This is a genomic window from Bradyrhizobium sp. SZCCHNS2022 (assembly GCF_032377575.1).
Taxonomy (GTDB): domain Bacteria; phylum Pseudomonadota; class Alphaproteobacteria; order Rhizobiales; family Xanthobacteraceae; genus Bradyrhizobium; species Bradyrhizobium aeschynomenes.
The window spans coordinates 6178160-6203069 of record NZ_JAUHHZ010000001.1 but is presented as its reverse complement, the minus strand read 5'-3'; the positions used below and the strand labels follow the sequence as shown (position 1 = coordinate 6203069).

The following is a 24910-nucleotide window of genomic DNA, read 5'->3' as shown; positions in this document are numbered from 1 at the left end:
ATGCCCTCAATGCGCCGCGGCGGGTTCGGAGAACAGGAGATCATGAATCTGCTTTTCCAGTCGCGCAGCGCTGCCGTCGTCGGCCGAGATCTTGTCGACGTCGATCACCTCGGCCTTGACCCGGCCAGGATGCGGCGACAGCAGCAGGATGCGATTGCCGATCTTGATCGCTTCCGCGATCGAATGCGTCACGAACATTACGGTGAACTTCGTTTCATTCCAGAGCTGGAGCAGTTCGTCCTGGCAGGTCCGCCGCGTCAGCGCGTCGAGCGCCGCGAATGGCTCGTCCATCAGCAAGATGTCCGGCTCCATCGCCATGCCGCGTGCGATCGCGACGCGCTGCTTCATGCCGCCGGACAGCGTGTGCGGATAGGCATCGACGACGCGCGTCAGGCCGACCTTCTCGATGTAGGCGCGGGCACGGCTCTCGGCCTCCTTGCGCGGCATGCGCCGCGCCGTCAGCAGCGGGAACATCACGTTCGCGAGCACCGTCTTCCACGGCAGCAGTTGATCGAACTCCTGGAAGATCATCATGCGGTCGGCGCCGGGCCCTGTAATCTCGCGGCCGTTGATGCGCATGCGGCCTTCGCTCGGCTTGATGTAGCCTCCGACGGCCTTGAGCAGAGTCGACTTGCCGCAGCCCGAAGGACCGAGCAGCACGAAGCGGTCGGAGCGGTCGACCGAGAAGCCGACCCGCTCCGTCGCCGTGATCACGGCGCTGGAGGTCTTGTAGCGTAGCGTGACGCCGTCGACATCGAGAAGCGCGGACATCAGTTGCCCTTCAGGTCGTGCGCGACGGGCAGGTAATAGTCGGTCCACGCCTTCGGCTGGGTCTTGATGGTACCGATCTTGGCGAGGTGGGCGGCGAACTTCATCGTGCCCTGCGGCTCCAGATTCCACTCCATCATGCCGGGCTCCTTGAGCCAGGCCAGCAGGTCCTCGACCGAGGTCTTGTCGCCGGTAATCTCCTTGTAGATCTCGACCGCCGTCTTGGTGTCGCTACGGATCAGATCCTGCGCTTCCTTGGTGGCGTCTCGCACGGCCTGGATGATCTTCGGATTGGCGTCGGCGAACTTGGTGGTGGTGAAGAACTGCGCCTGGCTCAGTGGGCCGCCCATGACGTCGGGCGAATTCATCACGACATGCGCGCCGGGGACGTTCTTCAGTTCGAGGAACGTATAGGGCGGGATCGAGAAATGGTTATGGACCTCGTGCTGCGGATTGCTGAGCGCCGTGTAGGCGTCGGGATGGCCGAGCTGCACGGTGTTGGCGTCGAGCTTGTTCCACTGATCGGCGCCGAACGCCTCGGCTGCGGCGATCTGCAGCACAATGGCCTGGGTGGAGACCTTCACGGTCGGCACCGCGATCTTGTCGCTGGGGCCGAAATCCTTGATCGACTTGATGTTGGGATCACGGCTGATCAAGGTCATCGGCTGCGCCGAGGTCGCGACGATGCCCTTCACGCCGCCGCGGGTACGGTCCCACAGCAAGAGCAGATTGCCGGTGCCGGTGTTGAGGATGTCGACACTGCCCGACAGCAGCGCATCCGTCTGAGCCCCGCCGCCGGAGAAGGTCAGCCACTTGGTCGTGACGCCGGGCAGGCCGAGGGCGGCGGCGTGCTTCTCGATCAGCTTGTTCTTCTCGATGATGTGGCTCGGCATATAGAAGATGCCGGGCTGCCGCGACAGCGAGACTTCGGTCTTCTGCTGCGCCTGCGCCACGGCGCTCCAGGACGCCGTCACCAGCATGGCGGCCAGCAAGCCTGCGGCTCGTAGGGCCGAGCGCCCGAATCTATCGAACATGGGACATCCCTCCTCGCGTGCCCGGCTCCTTCTTGACGGCCGGCCGGGAGATGCACTAATGCATTAGTGCATCTCTGACAAGCGCCGTTTTGCGCCCTGCGACATTCGAGCCGGACGTTCGATCCTCATGGCCCAGCCCGCGACGCCTCACGCAGCTCTTCCCGAACGGCTCGATCCGAGCCGGCGCGCAGCGCCGCAGGTGTTCGAGCGGCTGCGGGACCAGATCCTCGCCCTGGCGCTGCCCCCGGGCGCGCCGTTGTCGCGCGTCGCGCTGCAGGCGGAGTTCGGACTGAGCTCGACCCCGATAAGGGACGCGCTGATGCGGCTGGCGGAGGAAGGGCTGGTCGAGATTTTCCCGCAGCATGCGACGCTGGTCAGCCGCATCGACGTGGCCCGCGCCCAACTGGCGCAGTTTCTGCGCCAGGCGCTCGAGCTCGAGATCGTCCGGCTGCTGGCGCTGACGCCTGCCGTTGCGCCCGTCGACGAATTGCTCGGGCTGATCGCTCAGCAGCGACGGTTCGCCAAGGACGGCGACTTCGCGTCGTTTACGATCGCCGACAACGCCTTTCACGAGCGGCTCTATACCGCCGCCGACAAGCACGAGCTATGGACCCTGGTGCGCAGCCGCAGCGGCCACATCGACCGCCTGCGGCGGCTGCATCTGCCCTCGCCCGGCAAGGCGCAGACCATCCTGCGCCATCACAAGCAGATCGTCGACGCGATCGCAGCCGGCCAGCCGGACGAAGCGCAGGCCCACCTGCGCGAACACCTCACGGGCACGCTCAGCGATCTCGCCACGATCCGCGCTCTCTGGCCGGATTATCTCAGCGGTTAGCTGGGATCGTCGGGCGAGGGCGCCGCGACGTCACCCCGCCCGCCGGCGCTGCTGCCCCGCGACATGATTGGCGCGTCGCTCCGGCCCGCGATAGTTCGGATCATCAGCGACACGGCGATCGAGCGCACCGCTGCGCAGCCGCTTGAAGAACTCCTGCACCTCGGCGGACAGACTCTCGGCCACGCGCGAGACGTTGGTCGACGCATTGCGGACGCTTGCGGCGGACTCGCTGGTCTCCTCGATCGCACCGCTGACGGTCGAGATGTTCGCTGCAAGCGTCTTGCTGCCGGAGGCCGCCATCTGGACATTGTGCGAGATCTCGCGGGTCGCCGCGCCCTGCTGCTCGACGGCGCTGGCGATGGCGGTCGTGACATCCGCCATCTGACGCATCGCGGTCGAGACTTCCTTCACCGAGGCGACGGCGTTGCTGGTCGAGTTCTGGATGCCCTGCACGTGCTGGCCGATCTCCTGCGTCGCCTTGGCGGTCTGCTCGGCCAGCGACTTCACCTCCTGTGCGACGACGGCAAAGCCGCGCCCGGCCTCGCCGGCGCGGGCGGCTTCGATGGTCGCGTTGAGCGCAAGAAGATTGGTCTGGGCCGCGATCGCCTGGATCAGATCGACGACCGTCGAGATGCTCTGCGCCGCCTGCGCCAGCCCCTCGATCTCGGCCTCCGACCGGGCCGTCGTTGCATTGGCGTTGCGCACCGTGGAGTTGGACAGCTCGATCTGACGGCCGATCTCGACGATGGAGCTCGTCAGCTGCTCCGCGGCGGCTGCGACCGTCTGCACGTTGACGGCTGTCTTCTCGGAAGCGCCGGCCGCAGAAGCAGCCTGCTCGGTGGCATGGCCCGCAATCCCCGTCAGCGACTCCGCAGTGTTCTTCATCACGCTGACGTTGTCATCGACCTCAGACAATAGCTCCGTCGACTTGACGCGGAATGCTTCGACCGCGGCTTCCATGTTGCGGTTCATGGCGTCGCGCGCCTCGGCCTCGCGGACGTAGTTGGACGAGGCCTGCTGCTGCGCGATCACGTTGTCGCGGAACTTCGCCACCGCCTTCGACACATCGCCGATCTCGTCGGCACGCTCGGCCGTGTCGAACGCCACCGTCGTATCCCCTTCCGACAGGCGAGCCGAGTCGGCAACCAATTCCCGGATCGGCTTCGTGATCGAGCGCGCCACCAGGACGGCGACGAGGACGCCGAGCACCAGCCCGATCGCGAGCAGCGTCCATTCCGCCGCCAGAAGGCGCTCGATCAACGCCGCCACGTCGGCGGACTCCTTGACCAACACGTCCTGCTGATTGGTTTTCATGCCGTCGCCGAAGGTTCCGTCCGGCCGCGGCTTGCCGTCCAGAATCTCCAGCAGCTTGTTCGCACGCGGCGCCGCTTCGGTCGCCAGCAGAAACACGGAGGCATTCCATTGCGGCGACTGGCGCAGCGCGAATATCTTGTCGGGAAGTGCCGCAAACGCTTCGCTCGCCTTGGTCACCTTGTCGAACGCGGCCTTCTGCGACGGTGTCAGCAGGCCCGCCTGGGACGTGATGATCGCAACCGCGTTCTTGTAGTTGCTATAGGGACCGGCGAACTTGTCGCGGTCCGAGACATCCCCCGAGGCGACGTAGAGCCTGAGCTGCGAGCCCGCCGCGGCGAGGTTGCCGCGCAGGTCGGCCATGGTCTTGAGCAGACGCTTCCGCTCTGGCGTCGCCTCCAGGGAGCTCTCCTCGTCGATCATCTTGGTGACTTCGGCGAACATGGTCGCGATCAGCGGCGACGCCTCGGTCCCGAGCAGCTTCGTCGCCGGATAGGCATCGGGAGTGAAGGCGACCGCCTCGGCCTTGTCCTGGGCCGCTCTGAACTCAGCCAGCAGCGGCTTGGCTTCCGCCCACAAGGCGCGGTTGGCAGGGACCCTGAGCTTGTCCGCAAGGCGGTCGAAATCCTGGATCGACTTGTCGAACTCCACCCACATCGACGCCCGCCGCTGCTTCATCTCGGCATCGCCCGTGAGCAGATAGCCCCGCAGCGCCGCGAGCGTGGCATGGAGGTCGCCGACCAGCTGGGTGCTGCCGATCGCCACCGGCGATCTCAGCTCGACGATCTTGCGAAATTTCTGCGCGACGTCGGAAACGGCATAGGCGGAATAGCCGACGGCGCAGGCGAGCAATGTGCAAATCAGACCGAAGCCGGCAAGCAGCCGGCTCTGAATTTTGACGTTGGAAACGAAGCCAAACATTTCAATCCCCCAAACACTCCCAACACGGCTTCAACCGACCATCCATGATCGCAAGATCGATACGATGTGCCCAAAGGTTGTGCAGCCAAGCCTACGCCCCCAATACAAGCAGAGCGCGAGCCTCGATGACTTTTCTCCTGGTCGAATTAAGCGAATGTGAAGCGTTCCAGCCGTACAACTACGGCGCGAGTGCCTCATTGTGAGGCAGAGACCTCGTTCGAGCAGCACCGCGCGGTGAACCCCGGCCGCCAACGGGCCGCCTGCATTGCGTGCACGTGCCGCTCAAATCCGCCGATCCCGCATGTGACTTGAGCCGCGAAGCGCTTGCGGCGCGCCGCAAATTGGGCAAAACCTTTACAACTGACCGTTGGTGGTCTTGCTGCCGGCCGTTCGGGAGGCGCAAAGCGTGGCGAAGATACTGGTCGTGGACGACGATCCGGTCATGCAGCTGACGATTCAGCGCGTGCTCGAGCACGCGGGCCATGCCGTTGGGATCGCGAGCGACGGCCAGAAGGCCCTCGCCCGGTTCGGCAACGAGCGGTTCGATCTGGTGATCCTGGACATCTTCATGCCGGGCATGGACGGGCTCGAGGCGATGCGGATGATCCTCAAGCAGACGCCGGGCGTTCCGATCATCATGACCTCGGGCCGCTCGCACGCTCCGAACTCGGTTTCGGAGCCTGACTATCTTACCATGGCCACCAAGCTGGGAGCCGTTTCCGCGTTGCCCAAGCCGTTCAAACCGGCCACCCTCCTGGCGATGGTCTCCGATTGCCTGGCGCCGGCAGGGAAGCCATCTGCTCCACCCCGGCCAGGCAACGATGCTGTTCCGAACTCCTGAGAGCAGAGCCGGCGAGCCTGCGCTGAGCAACACCCGCGGCACGAGCAAGGCCCGCGGCTTCGGCCGCATGACCCTGACGACGCGGCTGGCGATCGCAATGATCCTGCTGGTGGCCATTGCAGTGTTCGCCGTCGGCTGGCTGGGCTACCGCAGCCTCGAACGGGCGCTGCTGCCGCGGGCGCTGGACCGTATCGAATCGCATTCCCGCCTGATGGCGAACGAGCTCGAGAACTATGTCGGCGGCGCCCGCAACGACATCAACGGCTATCGCGCCTCGCCCAACCTCGCGACACTGGTGCGCACGCTGAAGACCGGCGCTCCCGATCCGCGCGAGGGATTGCCGGCACAGTCGTGGCGCGAGCGGGTCGCGATGCGCTATTTCGCCGAGCTGCAGGCCAAGCAGACCTATGCGATGATCCGCTTGGTCGGGATCGAAAACGATTATCGCGAACTGATCCGCGTCGACCGGCTCGGACCGGGCGGCACCGTTCGCATTGTCCCCGAGAACGAGCTGATCACACGCGGCGAGCGCAACTACATCAAGGAGACGCTGAGTCTGCCGCCAGGGGGCATTCGAATTTCCCCGGTCGTTCTCGACGGCAACACCACGGATCCCAGAACCGGGGTCCCGATGCTGTGCGTCGGCACCCCGGTGTTCGCGCCGGACGGCAAGCCCTTCGCCATCCTGATGGTCGATCTCGACATGCGCCCGGTGTTCGCGCATCTGCGCAACGCCGCGCGTCCGGGCGCTCAGCTCTATGTCGTGAACGCCCGCGGCGACTATCTCTTCCATCCCGAATCCGACCGCGAGTTCGCGTCGAAACGCGGCGGCTCGACGCGCTGGCAGGACGACTTCCCGACGCTCGCCGGTGCGACCGGCACGACGGAAGGCTTTGCCCGGATCCTGCACGACGATGCCGATCGTCCCGGCGGCGTTGCCTTCGCGCCGGCCCTGCTCGCCGGGCAGGAATGGGTGGCGGTGATCGAGACGATCCCGAACACCGCCTTCATGGCGCCCGCGCTCGCCATCCGCAAGACGGCCATCGAGGTCGGCCTGATCGCGATGCTGTGCGCGGCGGCGCTGGCCTTCGTGGTCGCGCGATCCCTGACGCGGCCGATCAACCAACTGACCCAGGCGGTCGAGGGGGTCGGACGCGGCGAGACGGTGAAGATCCCGCTCGAGGCGGTGGGCGAGACCGGCGTGCTGGCGCGCGCCTTCGCCCGCGTGCTCGACGAGGTCCGGAGCAAGACCGCCGAGCTGGAGCGTGAGGTCCAGGAGCACTATCTGACCGAAGCGGCCCGCGATCATTTCGCCGCGCGCGAGCGTCTCTATAGCGCCGCGGTCGAATCGTCGAACGATGCGATCGTCACACTGGCGCTCGACGGCACCATCACCGGCTGGAATCCGGCGGCAGAGGCCATGCTGGGCTACTCTGCCGAAGAGTCCGTGGGCCGCCAGGCCGATTTCGTCGTCCCGCCGGACCGGATGACCGAAGCGCAGGACATCCTGCTGCGCGTTGCGCGCGGCGAACGGATCCAGGCCTTCGAGACGGTTCGCATCCGCAAGGACGGCGAGCACATCCTGGTCTCGCTCAGCGTCTCTCCGATCAAGTCTCCATCCGGGCAGATCATCGGCGCATCAAAGATCGCACGCGACATCACCGCGAGCCGCAGGACCGAGCAGGCGCTGCAACAACAGACCGAAGAGCGCCGACGCATTTTCGAGACGTCGCAGGATCTGATCCTGATCACCGATCGCAGCGGCGTCCTTGTGCAGGTCTCGCCCAGCGTCGAGGCGGCGCTCGGCTATACGCCCGACGAGATGATCGGCCGCAGCGGCGCCGACTTCATCCATCCGGACGATCTGGCCAAGTCTCGCGAAGAGCTTCGCGCCTCACGCCAGGGCCTGCGCAGCCGCACCTCCGACGCGCGCTACATCCACAAGGACGGCCGCGTCGTGACGTTGTCGTGGACCTCGAACTGGTCGGAGCCGGTGCAACGCCACTTCTTCATCGGGCGCGACATGACGGAGAGCCGGCTGGCGCAGGAGACGCTGCGCGAAAGCGAGCAGCTCGCCCGCAACATCGTCGAGACCGCGCTGGACGCCTTCGTCCAGATCGACGACAAGGGCGCCATCCTCAACTGGAACTCGCAAGCCGAGAAGATCTTCGGCTGGTCGCGCGCCGAGATCCTCGGCAAGGACGTGTTCGACGTGATCACGGTCCAAGGCGAGGGCGAGGAATTGCGTACGGCGCTCGGCCGCATCGTGATGACCGGGCAGGCCTCCGCGCTGGGCGTCGGCCGGCGGCGCGAGGTCATGGTGAAGCGGCGCGACGGCCGCGAGTTCAAGGCCGAGCTGAGCGTCACTGCGTTGAAGACGCGCAACGGCTTCGTGCTCAACGGCTTCTTCCGCGACCTCACCGACAAGATCGCGACCGAGGAGCGGATCCGCCAGTCCGAGAAGATGGAGGCGATCGGCCAGCTCACCGGCGGCATCGCGCATGACTTCAACAACATTCTCACCGTGATCACCGGCACGATCGAGATCCTCGCGGCGGCCGTCGCCAAGGAGCCGCAGCTGGCCGCGATCACCAGGATGATCGACGAGGCTGCGGCGCGCGGCGCGGATCTCACCCAGCACCTGCTGGCCTTCGCACGCCGCCAGCCGCTGCAGCCGCGCGAGGTCGACGTCAACACGCTGATGATCGACACCGCCAAGCTGCTGCGGCCGACGCTCGGCGAGCAGGTCGAGATCGAATCCGTGTTCCAGGACGAAACCTGCGCGGCGCATGTCGATCCCAACCAGCTCGCCACGGCGATCATCAATCTTGCGCTCAACGCCCGCGACGCCATGCCCAATGGCGGCAAGCTGATCCTGGAAACCGGCTGGGCCGAACTCGACGAGAACTACGCGAGCCTCTACGACGACGTCAGGCCCGGCCGCTATGCGATGATTGCGGTCAGCGACAGCGGCAGCGGCATTCCGGCTGGCATCATCGACAAGGTCTTCAATCCGTTCTTCACCTCGAAAGGCCCCGGCAAGGGCACCGGGCTCGGACTGTCGATGGTGTACGGCTTCGTAAAGCAGTCGGCCGGTCACATCAGGATCTACAGCGAGGAAGGTCACGGGACCACGATCCGCATGTACCTGCCGCCGGGCAGCGAGGGCGCGTCTGCTCCGTCGTCGGGAACCGCACCGGCCGTGGAAGGCGGCCACGAAACGATCCTGGTGGTGGAGGACGATCGGCTGGTGCGCGGCTACGTGCTCGCCCAGCTCCATGCGCTGGGCTACGCGACCCTCGAAGCCGGCAACGCCGCCGAAGCGCTCGGGATCGTCACTGCCGGCGAGCATTTCGATCTGCTGTTCACCGACATCATCATGCCCGGGACGATGAACGGACGTCAGCTCGCGTCCGAGATCCAGCGGCTTCGTCCGGGCCAGCGCGTGCTGTTCACCTCCGGCTACACCGAGAATGCAGTCGTGCATCACGGCCGGCTCGATGAGGGGATCCTGCTGCTGCCGAAGCCGTACCGCAAATCCGAGCTCGCCAAGATGGTGCGCAAGGCGCTCGCCGACCAGGACGCCTGAGGCTGCCACGCGGCGAGCCATCGACAGAGCCGCCTTCGGGAGGCCTTGCCAACAGCCTCAATTGGCGCGCGACGCCGTCATCACGATACGGATCAGGTCGGCGGCGTTGCGGGCACCTAGCTTCTTCATGATGTTGGCGCGATGATCCTCGATCGTCCGCGGGCTGATGCCGAGCGTTCGCCCGGCCTCCTTGTTCGAGGCGCCCGCCGTGAACTGCTCCAGGACCTCACGCTCGCGCCGCGTCAGCGGCTCCCGGCCGGGGAAATGCAATGATCCGATCTTTGGCGAGGCGTTCTCCTTCTGGCGGCGCGCGAACGCGCCGATCGCCTCATTCAGACGGGCCACGATCTCACTGCCGCGGAACGGTTTCTCGATGAAGTCGAGCGCGCCGTTCTTGATGGCGTTCACCGCCATCGGGATGTCGCCCTGACCCGAGATCATGAAGATCGGCGCCGGATAATCCTCGCCGTGAAGTTCCCTCAGAATGTCGAGCCCCGATTTCCCGGGGATGTGCACGTCGAGAAGAATGCAGGACGGAGTCCGGCTTCGCGCCACCGCCAAAAGCGCGGCGCCATCCGCGAAGCAGATCACCTCATACCCGCCAGCCGACAAAACCATCGAAAGGGTGTCGCGCACGGCTGGGTCGTCATCGACGACAAAAATCTCACCGCGGGAAGTTGTTTGTTCGGCCATGGGCGATTGCTCTTGCAAAGGGAGAAGAAACAATGAAAGCGCGTCTTATGATACCATACTCGTCAGGTGGTTTGGGCACCCGTATTTGTACGGCTTATGGTCCAAACCCACAAGTAGTAGCTGCGGACCGGTGACCGTCATCACGAGAACACGATATGGACACGATCTCAAGACGGTCGTTGCGGATCACATGCTGCCTTGCAAAACACATCGGCCCCGACACGATCATGATCGAAGTCAAACTCATACGGCATGCGCGTCGGGCAGCGCTCGGTTCGCGCGGGACCGACACGGTTTCATCGATGGGATTTCTGCACGGCATTCGACACAAATTGGCTGGGCACCGGCCAGCATTGCCCGTGTTTTGATCAGGCGGAGGTGGGACGGGAACGTTGCATACCGTCGAGATTCATCGATCAGGCGTCGAGCCGATGCAGCTCTCTCACGACCGATGCTTCGCAGCAACACTGTCGGCCGCGACGCCGCCCCAGGTGTGCACCACCGGCAGGCCGAGCGCCGTCTTGCCGAGATTGGCGAGATAGATTCGCAATGCGGCAAGGTCGACCGGCTTGGGCAGACTCTGCAGATCGATTCCGAGTGAGCGGGCATAGAGCCGCGCCGCGATCCGCCGCGCCGCATCCATGCCGCTGATGACGATGACCGAGCCGGCAAAACGGCTGTCGGCAATCGCCTTGAGAACCTCGGTGCCGTCCCCATCCTCGAGCATGAGATCGAGGGTCACGCAATCGAAGCGCTTGTTGCGCACCTCGCGGATCGCATCGCTGCAGGTCGCAACAACCGTCACCGCATGGCCGGCCTGCTTGGCCGCCAGCGAGATCAGCGTCCTCTGGGACGCATCGTCATCGACGACGAGAAGCTGCAGCGCGCGCCGATCGCCATCGTCAACAGCCGCGGGCCGGCTGGCTGAAGGCTGAGAACTCATGACCGACATTGGCCGTTCCTGGGAAAGTTGACTGACTTCATTGTCGTACACACCCGATCCTGCAGCGACGTAAAGCGCCGTCAAGAAAAACGGCCCCCGCGCTTAGGATTTGCGCAGGAGGTTCGAGTCCTGCGCGGGCTCCACGCTCGGGAGCTCACAAACAGCAGGCGGTCGAACCGGGGAGCTGCAGGCACGAGAGCTAGTTGACGGTCGCTTCCTGGCCGGAGGACACGCCTCCCCGCTTCTTCTTGTTCTTTCCCTTGATGAACTGGATGTCCATCTCGGAACCATTGACCCGGACGAGTTCGCAGCGCCGATAGGCCAGTCCCGTCGAGGACAGCAGCAGAAAGAACTCCTTGAGGTTCAATCCCTGGATGGACCCCTCGACGGTCAGGACCGCGTCGTTGTCCGAGATGGCATTGAGCTGACAATCCCGCCGCCAAGTCCCGTCGATGCCCATGATGCAGACATCATAGCCCCGGCTGAAGGTGACGCGCTCGGTGCCTTTGTTCTCTTCAGACATCTTTGTGTCCTGCTCTCGTACGGCGCCCGCTCAATCAGTGGCTGGCGGCCGCGACCCTGGGCGTGCCCGGAAGCGGCGGCTTCGCCGTGGAGGCCACGCCGCTCGGACGGTAAAGGCCGCGACGATCCGCGAGCGGCTTGAACACGTCGGTGAGACCGACCACGGTTTCCGCTGCACCAAGGACCAGGAAACCATCCGGCTCCATCAGCTTGGCAAGGCGGCCGAAGATGTTGATCTTCGTATCCTGATCGAAATAGATCAGCACGTTGCGGCAAAAGACGACGTCGAACGTCCCGAGCTGCGAGAAATCGTGCAGCAGGTTGAGCTGACGATGCTGGACCATGCCGCGAACGTCGGAGTTGATCTGCCAGAGCTCGCCGGCCTGCTTGAAGTATTTCACCAGAAGCTGGATCGGCAGCCCGCGCTGCACCTCGAACTGGCTGTAGAGGCCGGCCTTGGATTTCTCCAGCACCTCCTGGGACAGATCGGTGGCGACGATCTCGACACGCCATCCGGCGAGCGCACCGCTCATCTCCTTGAGCGACATCGCCAATGAATAGGGCTCCTGGCCGGTCGAGCACGCGGCGCACCAGATCCGTATCGATTTGCGATTGGCGCGCGCCTTCAGGAGCTCCGGCATGATCACGTCGCGGAAGTGATCAAACGGAACCTTGTCGCGGAAGAAGAACGTCTCGTTGGTCGTCATCGCTTCGACGACCTGACTGATGAGCGTACTCGATCCGTCCTTCAGCTTCTGGACGAGGTCGCTGATGCTGGCGAGGCCGGCCTTGCGCGCGAGAGGAAGCAGGCGGCTCTCGATCAGATATTGCTTGTCGGCAGACAGGTCGAGACCTGATTTGTCTCGAAGCAGCTTGCGCAGGAATTCATAATCTGGCTGGTTCACGGACGGCCTCTTCTGGGCAGACGAAGGGGATCAGGCGGATTCGGCTGACAGGGCCTGGATGAGACCGACTTCCTGGAACTTCGCGGCGACAATTTCTTTGTCGAACGGCTTCATGATGTACTCGTTGGCGCCGGCATTCAGCGCGCGCGAGATGTGGTCGATGTCGTTCTCGGTGGTGCAGAACACGACCTTCGGACCTTCGCCGCCGGGCAGCCGGCGCAGGCGTCCGAGGAAGTCGTAGCCGTCCATGACCGGCATGTTCCAGTCGAGCAGGATGGCATCGGGCAGGGCCTTGGTGCAGAGCTCGAGCGCCCGCTCACCATCCTCCGCCTCGACCACGGAGAAACCCAGCTCCTCCAGGATGCGGCGCGCGATCTTGCGCACCACGCTGGAATCGTCCACGACCAGACAGCTCTTCATGTTTGTCTCCCCTATGGGATGGTTGACGGGCTAAGCGGCAATTGCTGCCTTCGGCAGGATTTCGAGCACGCGATCGACATCGAGGACGACCATCAGCTGGCCATCGAGGCGGTGCACGCCGCCTGCGAATTTCGCCATCCGCGGATCGAGGTTCACCGGGTTCTCCTCCCGGCTGGCCTCGGGCAGCCGCAGCACTTCGCCGATCTGATCGATCAGCAGGCCATAGGACTCGCCGCGCAGATCGACGCCGACCGCCATCGGCGGCTTGCCATCGTCGGCCCGGGCGAGGCCGAGCCGCGCCCGCATGTCGATCACGGTCACGATGCGGCCGCGCAGGTTCAAGACGCCGGCAATTTCGGCCGACGACAGCGGCACCCGCGTCACCCGCTCCGGCATGAACACGTCCTGCACCCGCGAGATCGGCAGGCCGAACAGCTGGCCGCCGATCACGGCAGTGACGAATTCGGAGGCGGCGCCCTCGGTGGTTTCGATCTTGGTGCTCATCGCACGCTACTCCTGCCCGTTCCTGTCACGCGGCCCGCCGATTGGCTTCGGCGCGCGCCCGTTCCTCGATCTGTTCTTTCAGCGCCGCGATCAGGCCGGGCCGGTCGAACTTGGCGATGTAGTCATATAGGCCGGCCTGGCGGCCGCGCTCGATCGCCGCCGGCGAGACCAGCGACGACACCGCGATGACCGGCAGCTGGTGCAGGTTCTGATCGGAGCGGATTGCCTCGGCGAACTCGAAGCCATTCATCTCCGGCATCTCGATGTCGGTGACGACGATGTCGAAGGTGTGCCCGGAGCGCAGCGTGGCGAGCCCCTCCAGCGCAGAGGCCGCCGTGCGCACCTTGTAGCCGGCCGACTTCAACACCGGCGCCAGCATGTTGCGGAAGAACGGCGAGTCGTCGACCAGGAGAACCGACTGCGTCTGCGCCTCAGTGGCCATCTCCTTGCGGATGAACCAGTCGGCGAAGGCCATCGGCAGGAAGTGGCCGACGTCGATGACCTCGGTCGCCTGGCCCTTGATCACGGCCGAGCCGAGGATGCCGTCCTTGGCGCCGGAGACCTGGATGTTGAGCCGCTCCTCGACGATGTCGATGATCTCGTCGACGACGAGACCCATCGCGCGGGTCTCGTCGGCGAACACCAGGATCGGCTGCGATCCCGTGGTCTGCACCGACACGCCCTCCATCTGCACCAGCGGCATCAGCTGATCGCGGTACTGCACCATGTAACGGCCGTTGGAGATCTCGATCTTGTCGGCCGCGATCTCCTCGAGACGCGTGACCAGCGCCAGCGGCACTGCCTTGGGCTGCGCCGTGCCGGCGCGGAACACCAGCAGCGACGTGAGCTGCTCGCCGCCGATGATGTGATGCGAGGAATGCTCGTCGGCGACCGCCTGCGAGGCCGAGCCGGCAGCGCCGAGCGCCTTCGCAATGCCATTCGGATCGATGATCATGATGACCGCGCCGTCGCCCAGGATGGTGTTGCCCGAGAACATGTCGATGTGCCGCAGCTTGGTCGACATCGGCTTGACCACGATTTCCTCGGTGTGGAACACGCAGTCCACCACGATGCCGAAGGTCTGGTTGCCGACCTGCGTCACCACGATGAAGCCGTTCTCCGGATCCGACGACGAGCCGTCATCGATCTTCAAGAGCTTCTTCAGATGCATCAGCGGCAGCAGTTTGTTGCGCAGGCGCAAGACCGCCGTGTCCTTGATGCGCTCGATGCGATGCTCGGAGTTGGCGCGTGCACGCACCAGCTCGACCACGGCCAGTTGCGGAATCGCGAAGCGATCGCCGCCGGCCTCGACGATCAGCGCCGAGACGATCGCCAGCGTCAGCGGGATCTTGATGGTGACGGACGACCCCTCTCCGGCGACCGACTTGATGTCGATGGTGCCGCCGATCTGGTCGATGTTGGTGCGCACCACGTCCATGCCGACGCCGCGGCCGGAGACCGAGGTGATGGCAGCGGCGGTCGAGAAGCCCGGCTCGAAGATGAACTTGTGGATCTGCGCTTCCGTCATCTTCTCGAGCTCGGCCTCGGTGACGAGGCCGTTCGCGAGGGCCTTGGCCTTGATGCGCTCGGTGTTGAGGCCGCGGCCGTTGTCGGCGATGCAGATGATGATGTGGCCGCCTTCATGATAGGCGGAGAGGCGGATCGTGCCCTGGTCCGGCTTGTTGGCCGCCGCGCGCTCAGCGGGGGTTTCGAGACCGTGGTCCGCCGAGTTGCGCACCATGTGGGTGAGCGGATCCTTGATCAGATCGAGCACCTGGCGGTCGAGCTCGGTGTCGGCACCGTGCATCTCGAGCTCGATCTGCTTGCCGAGTTCGGTCGCGAGGTCGCGGACGATGCGCGGCAGCTTCTGCCAGGCATTGCCGATCGGCTGCATGCGCGTCTTCATGACGCCTTCCTGCAGCTCGGCGGTGACGTTCGACAGGCGCTGCAACGGCACCTTGAACTCGGTGTCCTCGTTGCGGCGGGCGATCTCGAGCAGCTGGTTGCGCGTCAGCACCAGCTCAGAGACCATCGTCATCAGATGTTCGAGCGTGTCGACGTTGACGCGGATCGACTGGTTGGCGACCTTGTCGTTCTCGTGCACCTCGCCGTCGGCATTGGCCTTGGCCCGCGCCACCTTCTTCGGCGCTTCGACCTTTGCTTCCGCCTTCGCCGGCTCAGGCTTGGGCGCAGCGGCCTGCGGGGCGGACGCCTTCGGCGCGGGCGCGGTCTCATGCGCCGGCGGCGTCTCGATCGCGGTCTCGCGGAAGGCGCGCTCCAGCTCGTCGAGCGAGACCTCGCCCGGACGCAGCGGACGCTCCAGGGTCTGGTCGATCAGCGAGCCCTGCGTCACCGCAGGTGCCGGCGGCGCGGCCGGAGCCGCGGGCGCGACCGGCGGCGCGGCTTCGCCGGCGGCCATCGCGGCCATGCCGCGCTCGACCATCGCCTCGAGCTCGCTGATGAGGTCGCGGTCCTCGCCTTCGGGCTCTGCCTCGTTGGCCTCGAGCTGTCCGAGCAGGTCCTTGATTCTGTCGATCGTAGTCAGGATCAGCGTGACGGCCTCGCCGGTCACCGGCATGCCGTCGCGGAATTTGCCCATCAGGGTTTCGGCGGCGTGCGCCAGCGCTTCAAGCCGCGGCAGGCCGAGGAAGCCACAGGTCCCCTTGATCGTGTGCACCAGCCGGAAGATGTTATCCAGGATCTTGGCGTTGTTCGGCTCCTGCTCGAACCGCACCAACTGATTGTCGACGGTATCCAGGCTCTCGCTGGTCTCCGTCAGGAACTCACGCAACAGATCATCCATGAAACTGGCCTTCCAAGAATTGGCGCTGCGATCGCGGCTCGATCGCTGATCCTGTCAGAGCGACGGTCCGTCCAGTGCTTTCGCCAAGGCGTGCGGATCAAACCGCCCGTCGCTCGGCTCAACGGACTTTCCTCGCTGCCATCGTTAGGCGGGGCCTTTATCCGTCCCGTTAATTTTAATGTCCGTGCTAATACGGACGAGACCGATGCCGAAGACCTCGCGCCTTCGCTCCGGCTGCGGCCGGACTCAGGTCACCGCTTCGGCCTGAACGACGGCAAAGCTCTCGCGCTCGATCAGCGTCCTGATCTCTTTCAAGGCCTTGTAAAGCGCGCCTTCGGTGACATGGCGGTCCACGGCCTCGGCCTGGCCGGCGGCTTCCGGAAGCGCTCTGCGCAACTCGTTCATGCAGGCGAGATAGGACGCGCGATAGCGGATCGCGTCGTTCTTCAAATACATCGTCTGGACGCAGAGATAGAGGCGCTTGGCCGGTGTATCGGCCGTTTCCGCGGTGACGGTGTCACGTTCGCGAAGGATCGGCGCATCGCCTTCGACAATGAAGCGCGCGCGCGTGTTCGAATTCACGATCACGCTGTCGCCGATCACGATTCGTTCGAAAGGCTTCAGCTCGACCCGCAAGGGCATGGCCCAAGTCTCCTCTCGGGAGTCTCCTTTCGGGAGCGGCATCGCCGGCAGGCTGCGCTCCCGTCGACAAGAGACTGCCGTTGCACTCGCTCGCCGCGCTTGCCTGCAGCATCCTTCGACTTCGATCGAGCCCGGCGTGAATCCCGGATCGTCTAGCCGAAAGCGGCGGGGACCAGCCCCGCCGCCTCCGATGATGAGTGCCGTCCGCGCCTTAGCGCAGCAGCTGCAGCACGCTCGCCTGCGACTGGTTGGCCAGCGACAGGGCGGACACCGCGATCGACTGGCGGGTCGACAGCGCCTGGCTGTTGGCCGCTTCCTCGTTGGTGTCGGCCAGCGTCAGGTTCGACGAACCGGTCTGCAGCACGTTGATCAGGTTCTTGTTGAAGTCCTGACGGACCTGCACGACCGACAGGTTCGAACCCAGCGTGGAGGCCTCGTTGCGCAGCGTGGAGCTCGCCGAGTTGAGCACGCCGATGACCTTGTTCGCCGAGTTGTTGTCGAGGAAGTCGGTGCCCGAGGTCAACGTCGAGAGGCCGAGGCCCGCCGAGTTGAACGTGACACCGGTGATCGACAGCGTCGACTTGCCGGTTTCGTTGAAGGTCAGCTTCAGCGTGTCGCCGTTCAGCAGGTTGATGCCGTTGAACGAAGCGTCAGCCGCGGTCGTGTTGATCTGCGCCAGCACGTTGTTGTACTGGGAGACCAGGCTCGCCCGCTGCGTCTGCGCGGTGGTATCAGCCACCGGAGCCGCCGCCGTCAGACCGTTGAAGGCCTGGCTCGAGGCTGCCGACGTACCACCGATCGTGCCGATCGTGGCCGAGGCCGCGTCGTTCGTGGTGGTGAGCGTGATCTTGCCGGTGGACGAGTCGACCGTCGCCTGCAGGTTGTTGGCTGCAAGGGCGGCGTTGAGATCGTTCAACGACTTGACCTGTCCTGTCCCCAGGCCGAACGTGATGCTGGTCGCCGTGCCACCTCCTGTGGCGCCGACCGTCAGCGTCTGTCCTGCCAAGCCGTCGCCGACAGCAGTCAGCCCGAGCTTGGCCAAGGTGCCGCTGCTGCCCGAGAGCGTCAATCCCGCCGCCGGCGGCGTCAGGGTGATCGCACCTGCGGTGATCGACGAGGTCACGCCGGTCTGGGACTGGATCGCCGACAGCAGGTTGGTGACGCTGTCGCCGATGCCGATGCTGGTGCCCGTCGAGGACGTGCCGGTGACGAAGGTGAAGGTGGTGCCGTTGACGACCAGCGTCTCACCGGAGGTGATGCCGGTGGCGAGGTTGTTCGACGCGGTGCCCGACGTGCCCGACAGCTTGGTCGAGCCGGTGATGGCGGCCGGAGTCGTGTTGTCGTTCTGCACGACCGAGCCGGTCACAGCCGTCGAGCTGGAGCCAAGCAGGTCGGTGGCAGTCGCGCCGGTCAGAGCCGTCGAGGTCACGCTCGACTTGGTGGAGTAGCCCACCGCGCTCTGCAGAACCTGGTTGGCGATCGACTTGGCGCTGTCGACGAGCTTCTGCAGCGAGGTGATGCCGGTGTTGGCGGCCTGCAGCACCTGCACGCCGTTGCCGATGCCGTCGAGCAGATTGGAGATGTCGGAAGCGCGGTTGTCGAGACCCTGGGCGGTGAAGAAGTTGGTCGGATTGTCGAGAGCCGAGTTGACCTTCTTGCCCGTGGAGAGGTTGTTCTGCGTGGTGGCGAGGAGCTGAGCCGTCGACTGCAGCGAGAGCAGGTTCTGGCGAACCGACGCAGAGAGTACGATACCTGACATTGTCATTCCCTTCTGGATGAACATGAGTAGTGTTCGCCGAACCGTTCTGTCGGCGACGGGGCAGACTGGTCCCCGGAATCCTACCCGTTCGTTAAATTGAGCCGGGAACGGCGGCGAGCGCGCCTGGCGACCGCGGTTAATCCTAATTGGCTGCTAATCAATTCCGTCAATTGCGGGTGAAATCGGCAAATTCCCGCGAAACTGGCGCGCTCGCTCGCGGCGTTTGCCAGCGACGCACCCCGTCGTTAGGACGACGGTAACTATGAACTGGACAGGAGAGCCGACGAGGATGGCTCTCGATCCGCGCGCGGAAGACTGATCTCGACGCTGGCGACTTCGCCGTGAGGCTCCTTGAGCTCCAGGCGTCCGTTGGACCGCCTGACGAAATCCTCGACCATCCGGATGTCGTGGAACATCGCCTCGGGCCGCGTGGCGCCTTCGCCAACGGCCGACGCGCGCAGCACGATCACTGCGTCGCGATCGGAGCCGCCGTCCGATGCATGCGGGCCCGCCCTCATCGCCGCGATGTCGATCTTGCCCCCGCCATCCATGCCGTTGCGCGCCGTGATTCCGAGACACAGCAACGCGGCCATCAGCTGGCCGGGATCGACGAACACGGCCGGGACATCCGCGGCTACGGACGTGGTGACTTCGACCTCGGTCCCGAGCGTCGGCCGAAGCAGCCGTCCGACGTCGGTCAGCAGCTCGGTCAGCTCGACGATACATGGACGCGGCGGGCGCCCTCTTGCAAACGACAGAAGCTGCGAGGTCAATCGTGCGCCACGCGTCGCCGCCTCGTCGATCAGGCGCGCAACGGCTGCAAGCTCAGGCCTGTCCTCGACGGCCTCGGCGAGAATGTCGATGGTACCCGTGATCACGGTGAGAATGTTGTTGAAGTCGTGCAGAAGGCCGCCGGCGACCTGACCAACGATCGCCAGTCCCGGATTGACGTCGTGCATCGCCGGCTCAGCGGCTTCCACGTTTGTGTTCGACGAAGGCTGGCCGGCTACTTGATGATGGGAAAGCGCCATGAGTCCTAAGCTACCTGTTGGGGAAGATGGCGGGCTGCCGACAGAACGCACACGGGCCGGCTCCGCTGCCGTGCGCGGCTTCGCCATGGGATTTCACTGTCGTTGCTGACCATCGATCGCGCTCCGGCTGGACGCACCATGAGCCTGAGAACCTCATGAGCCTGAGAACCTCGCTCCCGTCACGACGAGCGATCGTCATCACGGGACATGGGAGCCGGGCCGATGCCAGCCATTCAGGACGAGAGTTGCATCCGACAGAAAAAGATCCGTCAACGAATCAGCGCGCTTGTTAGCGATTTTGGCCTCAAGATGTCGGCTGTCAATCAGGGCTGGAGCCGGCAGCGTCTCCCGCGCTCGGAGCGACGAGATCCAGACGGGGACAAGCCTCTTCGGTCATCGCCGCCTGGCAGCACGGGCCCCGGGGGCCGGCGGCGTGGGCGCCGAGCCTGGCTCCCGCTTGTATACAGGCTGCGCTCCATCAAATCACCTCAACGCGAGGGTCCGGAGGTAAGAACGTCGATGCATCCTCAAGGTGTCTGCACAACAACGAGCACAGCAGGAACCAACCACTGTTACTGGGAATCTTACCTGGTAATTTTTCTTGTCAGCGGCCTGGACGCGGCTTTATGGAACCATGAGTGCATTGAGATCCGAGAGGCTCTGTGACTGCAATGCAGGAGATGGCTTTGGACCCCAGCTTGCGTTCTCCGAACGGCTTCCTGTCGTCATTGGCTGACGACGATTTCGAGCTGATCCGCCCTTATCTGCGGACCGTCGATCTCGTGCAGGACTCGGTGCTCGCCGAGGTCGGCGAGAAGCTTTCGCGCATCTACTTCCCCCATCGCGGCGTCATCTCGCTCGTCGTCAACCTCGCGCGCGGCGAGCGCGTTCAGGTCGCCATGATCGGACGCGACAGCTTCTTCGGTAGCATGTCGCTGCTAGCTGGAGGTGATCCGGTGGTGCTCAACACTGCGGCCGTTCTCGTGCCCGGCATCGCCTCCGTCGTCGACATCGATCGGGTGCGGACCGCGGCCGAGCAAAGCGCAACCTTCCGCTCGCAGATGCTGCGGCATGCGCTTGCCATCTACGTGCAGAGCCAGCAGACAGCCGGTTGCAATGCCGCCCACACGGTCGAGTCGCGGCTGGCGCGCTGCCTGCTGCAGACGCATGATCTTTCGGGCGGCAACAAGCTCTACATCACCCAGGAATCGCTGGCCCAGATGATCGGCGCGCGACGCAACAGCGTGTCGCTGGTGGCGAGCACGCTGCAGCAGGCGGACTTCATCCACTATAGCCGCGGCCATATCGAGATCATCGACCTGGAGGGCCTGAAGAAGACGGCCTGCGAATGCTACGGCGCCGTCAAAGGCCAGTACGAGAAGCTGGTCCGCCCGCGCTGTCTGCCCTGAGCAGCCTTGCCTCTTCGGGCAGCCTCGCTCGCCTGCCGGTTGTGGCCGGACCGCCTCGCGGAGGAATCCGTACAACTACGGCTCATGGTATGATCGCCCCCGTTCGCCCCGACGGAATTAACGCGCTGTTCAACGGGCGCTGATAATTGTCGACGTGCTGACGAGCGCGAGTTCCAAGAAGCGTCGAATAATGTTCGTGCTGATATATCTCGCCCGTGTTCGGCTTTTGACCAAACGCGCGGAGTAATGACATGGCCTTTGATCTGTCGATGCCGATCCTGGTGGTCGATGACTACGCCACTATGATTCGGATCATCCGCAACCTGCTGAAGCAGCTCGGATTCGAGAACGTCGACGACGCCAGCGATGGATCGGCCGCGCTTGCCAAGATGCAGGCGAAGAAGTACGGCCTGGTGATCTCCGACTGGAACATGGAACCGATGACCGGCTACGACCTGCTGCGCGAGGTGCGCGCCAGTCCGGAGCTGTCGAAGACGCCGTTCATCATGATCACGGCCGAATCCAAGACCGAGAACGTCATTGCCGCCAAGAAGGCCGGCGTGAGCAACTACATCGTCAAGCCGTTCAACGCCGCGACGCTCAAGACCAAGATGGAAGCCGTGTTCGGGCCGGCCGAATAGCACGAGCGTTCCGGAATGCGATGTCCAGCGGCCGGACCGGGAGTCCGGCCGTTTGTTTGAGCGACCAGGCCTCGGGATCTCCGAGGCCCCTGCGCCTATCGCGTGCTCGTGCGCTCCTGCTCCGTAGTTGTACGGAAACCAAAATTTACGAGGGGGTCAGAGCCGGCCGTTAGACAAAACGGTGCTTGCCGATAACGCGCCAAGCCGGCAACGGGACAGGGAATTCATGCGCAACGAACTCCTCGTGATCGAAGATGCCGAAGTGCATCTGTCCATTCTGCGGAAGATCGCGGCTCAGGCCGGCTTCAACACGACCGGCGTCAACTCGGTCGACGCTGCGTCCGCCGTGTTGCAGAAGAGACATTTCGACTGCGTGACGCTCGATCTCTCGCTTGGCGAGCGATCCGGCACCGAGGTTCTGGATCGCCTCGCGGAGCTGAAATTTCGTGGTCCGGTGCTGATCATCAGCGCGTCCGAGGAAGACGCGCTCTACGCCTCTGTCCGTATCGCGAACTTTCTCGAACTGAACGTCTATCCCCCCTTCTCCAAGCCGATCAATCTGACGCTGCTCCGACAGACGCTGAAGCAGATCGCACACGACACCGACCGCCAGAGGCTGGTCAGAGCGGCGGGCTGGTAGCTGACAATGAGCAACAAGAAACGTTTTCTGGGGGCGCCTGCCGCGATCGCGCTCATCCTCATCTGCGTCATTGCCGGCAGCAACCTGTTCTTCCTGACCAATCTGCGCGAGAACGCGCTTCAGCACGCCGAGGAAGACCTCAGCCGACACAGTCTTACTCTCGCCGAGAATGCCGACCGCTCGGTGAAGTCGGTCGACCTCGTGCTCACCAGCGTGCGCGACTATCTCGCACGCGGCGGCGCCATCGACGCCGCGGCGTACCGCAAGGTCGCCTCCGATCACCAGACGCATCTCCTGCTCAAGGAGAAGATCGCCGGATTGCCGCAGATCGATGCGGTCACCTTGATCGACGCACAAGGCAAGCTCCTGAACTTCTCCCGCTATTGGCCGATCCCCGACGTCAACATCGCCGATCGCGACTACTTCAAGGCGCTGAAGGGCGATCCGGCGCTGCAGACCTTCGTCAGCACGCCGGTGCAAAATCGCGGCGACGGCACCTGGAACATCTATTTCGCCCGACGTCTGGACGATTCGAAGGGCGAGTTCATGGGCATGATGCTCGGCGCCATGTCCGTGCCCTACCTGGAGAACTTCTTCGGCTCCACCGCGCTCGGTCTCGAAGCCGCCGTGTCGCTGGTCCGCGAGGATGGCACGCTGCTCGCCCATTTCCCGCCCACGAGCGAGATCGGCAAGCCGACCTCCGGCTTCGGGCAGCGCGCGCTGTCGGCCGGCGGCGTGCTGCGCGAGCCCTCCGCCAGGACGGGCGAGATGCGCCTGCGGGCGGCGAGGATGCTGCCCAACTATCCCGCGATGATCGTGGTGTCGGTGTTCGAGCACGACGTCCTGAAGGCCTGGCGCGCCATGGCCACGCTGCTGGTCCTCGTGTCGCTGGTGAGCGCAATGGCCGTGCTCGCCGCGGCGGTCCTCATCTCGCGCTGGTGGGAACGCCACGAGCACCTGATCGAAGCGGCCGAGGCTGCCAATGCCGCGAAATCCACCTTCGTCGCCATGATGAGCCACGAGATCCGCACGCCGATGAATGCGGTGCTCGGCCTCGCCACCACGCTGCTGGAAACCAACCTCGACCCGGAGCAGCGCCGCTCGGTGGTCGCGATCCACAATGCCGGCGACAATCTTCTCGAGATCCTCAACGACATCCTCGACTTCTCCAAGCTCGAGTCCGGCCAGCTGTCGCTCGAGGACATCGCATTCTCCGCGGAAGCCCTGGTCCACAACACGCTGAGCATCATCGGTCCGCGCGCCTCCGCCAAGGATCTGAAGCTCAGGAACGTCAGCGATCCCACCGTGCCGCCGGCGCTGGTGGGCGATGCCGGCCGCATTCGTCAAATTCTGCTCAACCTCGTGTCCAACGCGGTCAAGTTCACATCGTCGGGCGAAGTCGCCATCACCACGCGCTGCATCGAAAAGGATGACGAGAAGGCGACGGTCGAGTGGACCGTGACCGACACGGGCATCGGCATCCCGGCCGACAAGATCGGCTCGCTATTTGCGAACTTCGTGCAGGCCGACAACTCGATCAGCCGGCGGTTCGGCGGCTCCGGGCTGGGGCTCGCGATTTGCAAGCGCCTCACCGAGCAGATGGGCGGCGAGATCAAGGTGACCTCGACGCTGGGCAGCGGCTCCACCTTCTCGTTCCGCCTGACGCTGCCGATCGCCGAGGCCGTGGCGGTGCCCGAGCAGAACGACGACAGCATCTACGCCTCGCTGCAGAACCGCATCGCGGCGTTCGGAAGGCCGTTGCGCGTGCTGGTGGTCGACGACAATCCGACCAATCGGCTCGTCGCCACCAAGATGCTCAAGGATTTCGACATCCAGACCGACACGGCCTGCGACGGCGCCGAGGCCGTCACCGCCGCCAGCCGCTTCAACTACGACCTGATCCTGATGGACGTCCGCATGCCGGAGATGGACGGCTTCCAGGCGACCCGGACCATTCGTGCGCGGGGCGAGCGCCGCTCCAACGTGCCGATCATCGCCTTCACCGCGAATGCATTCATGGAGGATATCCGCGCCTGTCGCGAAGCCGGGATGAACGACTTCGTCGTCAAGCCGGCGCGCAAGAAGGCGCTCGTGGAGGCCATCCTGCGCGTGCTGCCGGCCCCCACGCCGGTCGTGGAGATGGCGGCGTCCGACACAGCTCCGCTGGTGCCGGCCGAGCAGGACGCCAGGCCGGCCGACCTCTCTGCCGACACGGAGGTTGCTCCCGAGCCTGCGCTCGATCGCGAGGCCTATGCGGAGCTGGTCGGAGAGATCGGAGACGATGCCGCGCAGGAGATCCGCGATGTGTTCTTCAGCGAGACGGACGCGCGGCTGAAGCTGTTCCGCAAGCTGTCGCTGGATGGCGACCGCATCAAGATCGGCCGCGAGGCGCATTCGCTGAAGAGCGCCGCCGGGACCTTCGGCTACCGGCGTCTGGCGACCTTTGCGCTCGCGCTGGAGAAGAGTGCACCGCGCCTCTCTCCCAAGGAATACTCCGAGCTGCTCGACAACATCGACGCCGCCTACTCCGCCGCGAAGGCCCAGGAGCTGCAGTACTGAACGCACGCTCAGCCACGGCATCGCGCCCGCGCATATCGAGCGTTCGTCGTCGCCGAGACGGGGCCGAGATGACGAACAGGGCGTTCATGGGCGAGATTCGCAGAACGCGATCTTCATATTCCCTACCAATGGGTTGACGC

The 24910-nt window shown here is 64.6% G+C and carries 20 protein-coding genes; 7 read left to right on the top strand and 13 right to left on the bottom strand.

Translation table 11 applies throughout. From position 1 onward, the window contains the following. Positions 1-6: 6 nt before the first annotated feature. Complete coding sequence (locus QXZ94_RS27790; RefSeq protein ID WP_315723785.1) at positions 7-771, bottom strand: ABC transporter ATP-binding protein; 765 nt, start codon at positions 769-771, stop codon at positions 7-9. Beyond that, on the bottom strand, positions 771-1802 hold the full coding sequence (locus QXZ94_RS27785) for an ABC transporter substrate-binding protein (RefSeq protein WP_315723783.1): 1032 nt from the start codon (positions 1800-1802) through the stop codon (positions 771-773). Before QXZ94_RS27785 ends, QXZ94_RS27790 begins: the two co-directional genes overlap by 1 nt. A 127-nt stretch (positions 1803-1929) precedes the next feature. Between QXZ94_RS27785 and QXZ94_RS27780 the strand changes: the two genes are divergently transcribed. Continuing rightward, positions 1930-2637: a GntR family transcriptional regulator gene (locus QXZ94_RS27780; RefSeq protein WP_315723781.1), complete on the top strand. Its 708-nt coding sequence runs from the start codon at positions 1930-1932 to the stop codon at positions 2635-2637. Between the two features lie 30 nt (positions 2638-2667). Here QXZ94_RS27780 and QXZ94_RS27775 read toward each other — a convergent pair whose 3' ends face one another. Continuing rightward, positions 2668-4869, bottom strand: coding sequence for a methyl-accepting chemotaxis protein (locus QXZ94_RS27775; RefSeq protein WP_315723779.1), 2202 nt, complete (start codon positions 4867-4869; stop codon positions 2668-2670). Between the two features lie 406 nt (positions 4870-5275). Between QXZ94_RS27775 and QXZ94_RS27770 the strand changes: the two genes are divergently transcribed. Both QXZ94_RS27770 and QXZ94_RS27765 read left to right on the top strand, forming a co-directional pair. Next, positions 5276-5710 carry a response regulator gene (locus QXZ94_RS27770; RefSeq protein ID WP_315726564.1) on the top strand — a complete coding sequence of 145 codons (435 nt, stop codon included), beginning with the start codon at positions 5276-5278 and terminating at the stop codon, positions 5708-5710. Next, positions 5691-9299 (top strand): PAS domain S-box protein, encoded by a 3609-nt coding sequence (locus tag QXZ94_RS27765; RefSeq protein WP_315723777.1) that lies wholly within the window; start codon positions 5691-5693, stop codon positions 9297-9299. The genes QXZ94_RS27770 and QXZ94_RS27765 overlap by 20 nt, the downstream gene beginning before the upstream one ends. A 57-nt stretch (positions 9300-9356) precedes the next feature. On the opposite strand, the gene QXZ94_RS27760 is transcribed toward QXZ94_RS27765, so the two are convergent. From QXZ94_RS27760 to QXZ94_RS27715, 10 genes are all read right to left on the bottom strand, one after another. Continuing rightward, complete coding sequence (locus QXZ94_RS27760) at positions 9357-9992, bottom strand: response regulator transcription factor (RefSeq protein ID WP_006612093.1); 636 nt, start codon at positions 9990-9992, stop codon at positions 9357-9359. Positions 9993-10434: 442 nt separating this feature from the next. Next, positions 10435-10944, bottom strand: coding sequence for a response regulator (locus tag QXZ94_RS27755; RefSeq protein WP_172115190.1), 510 nt, complete (start codon positions 10942-10944; stop codon positions 10435-10437). 190 nt (positions 10945-11134) lie between these two features. Further along, entirely contained in the window at positions 11135-11458 is a 324-nt protein-coding gene (locus tag QXZ94_RS27750) for a PilZ domain-containing protein (protein WP_172115192.1), read from the bottom strand. Positions 11459-11492: 34 nt separating this feature from the next. Next, positions 11493-12362, bottom strand: coding sequence for a protein-glutamate O-methyltransferase CheR (locus QXZ94_RS27745; RefSeq protein ID WP_315723772.1), 870 nt, complete (start codon positions 12360-12362; stop codon positions 11493-11495). A gap of 30 nt (positions 12363-12392) precedes the next feature. Beyond that, positions 12393-12782 carry a response regulator gene (locus tag QXZ94_RS27740; protein WP_315723770.1) on the bottom strand — a complete coding sequence of 130 codons (390 nt, stop codon included), beginning with the start codon at positions 12780-12782 and terminating at the stop codon, positions 12393-12395. 30 nt (positions 12783-12812) lie between these two features. Continuing rightward, entirely contained in the window at positions 12813-13286 is a 474-nt protein-coding gene (locus tag QXZ94_RS27735) for a chemotaxis protein CheW (protein ID WP_315723768.1), read from the bottom strand. 25 nt (positions 13287-13311) lie between these two features. Further along, positions 13312-16089 (bottom strand): hybrid sensor histidine kinase/response regulator, encoded by a 2778-nt coding sequence (locus QXZ94_RS27730; protein ID WP_315723766.1) that lies wholly within the window; start codon positions 16087-16089, stop codon positions 13312-13314. A 246-nt stretch (positions 16090-16335) separates the two neighbouring features. Continuing rightward, positions 16336-16731, bottom strand: a complete 396-nt coding sequence (gene flbT, locus QXZ94_RS27725; RefSeq protein WP_315723746.1) for a flagellar biosynthesis repressor FlbT — start codon at positions 16729-16731, stop codon at positions 16336-16338. A 211-nt stretch (positions 16732-16942) separates the two neighbouring features. Then, the gene (locus tag QXZ94_RS27720) at positions 16943-18490 is read right to left on the bottom strand and encodes a flagellin (RefSeq protein WP_315723745.1); all 1548 of its coding nucleotides are present in this window, start codon (positions 18488-18490) and stop codon (positions 16943-16945) included. Between the two features lie 260 nt (positions 18491-18750). Continuing rightward, positions 18751-19521 carry a histidine kinase dimerization/phospho-acceptor domain-containing protein gene (locus QXZ94_RS27715; RefSeq protein WP_315726562.1) on the bottom strand — a complete coding sequence of 257 codons (771 nt, stop codon included), beginning with the start codon at positions 19519-19521 and terminating at the stop codon, positions 18751-18753. A 686-nt stretch (positions 19522-20207) separates the two neighbouring features. Between QXZ94_RS27715 and QXZ94_RS27710 the strand changes: the two genes are divergently transcribed. From QXZ94_RS27710 to QXZ94_RS27695, 4 genes are all read left to right on the top strand, one after another. Continuing rightward, complete coding sequence (locus tag QXZ94_RS27710) at positions 20208-20930, top strand: Crp/Fnr family transcriptional regulator (RefSeq protein ID WP_315723744.1); 723 nt, start codon at positions 20208-20210, stop codon at positions 20928-20930. Positions 20931-21181: 251 nt separating this feature from the next. Next, positions 21182-21571 carry a response regulator gene (locus QXZ94_RS27705; protein WP_006614400.1) on the top strand — a complete coding sequence of 130 codons (390 nt, stop codon included), beginning with the start codon at positions 21182-21184 and terminating at the stop codon, positions 21569-21571. Positions 21572-21797: 226 nt separating this feature from the next. Then, positions 21798-22211, top strand: a complete 414-nt coding sequence (locus QXZ94_RS27700) for a response regulator (RefSeq protein WP_172112834.1) — start codon at positions 21798-21800, stop codon at positions 22209-22211. 6 nt (positions 22212-22217) lie between these two features. Next, positions 22218-24770: a hybrid sensor histidine kinase/response regulator gene (locus tag QXZ94_RS27695; protein ID WP_315723730.1), complete on the top strand. Its 2553-nt coding sequence runs from the start codon at positions 22218-22220 to the stop codon at positions 24768-24770. The last annotated feature ends 140 nt before the right edge of the window (positions 24771-24910 follow it).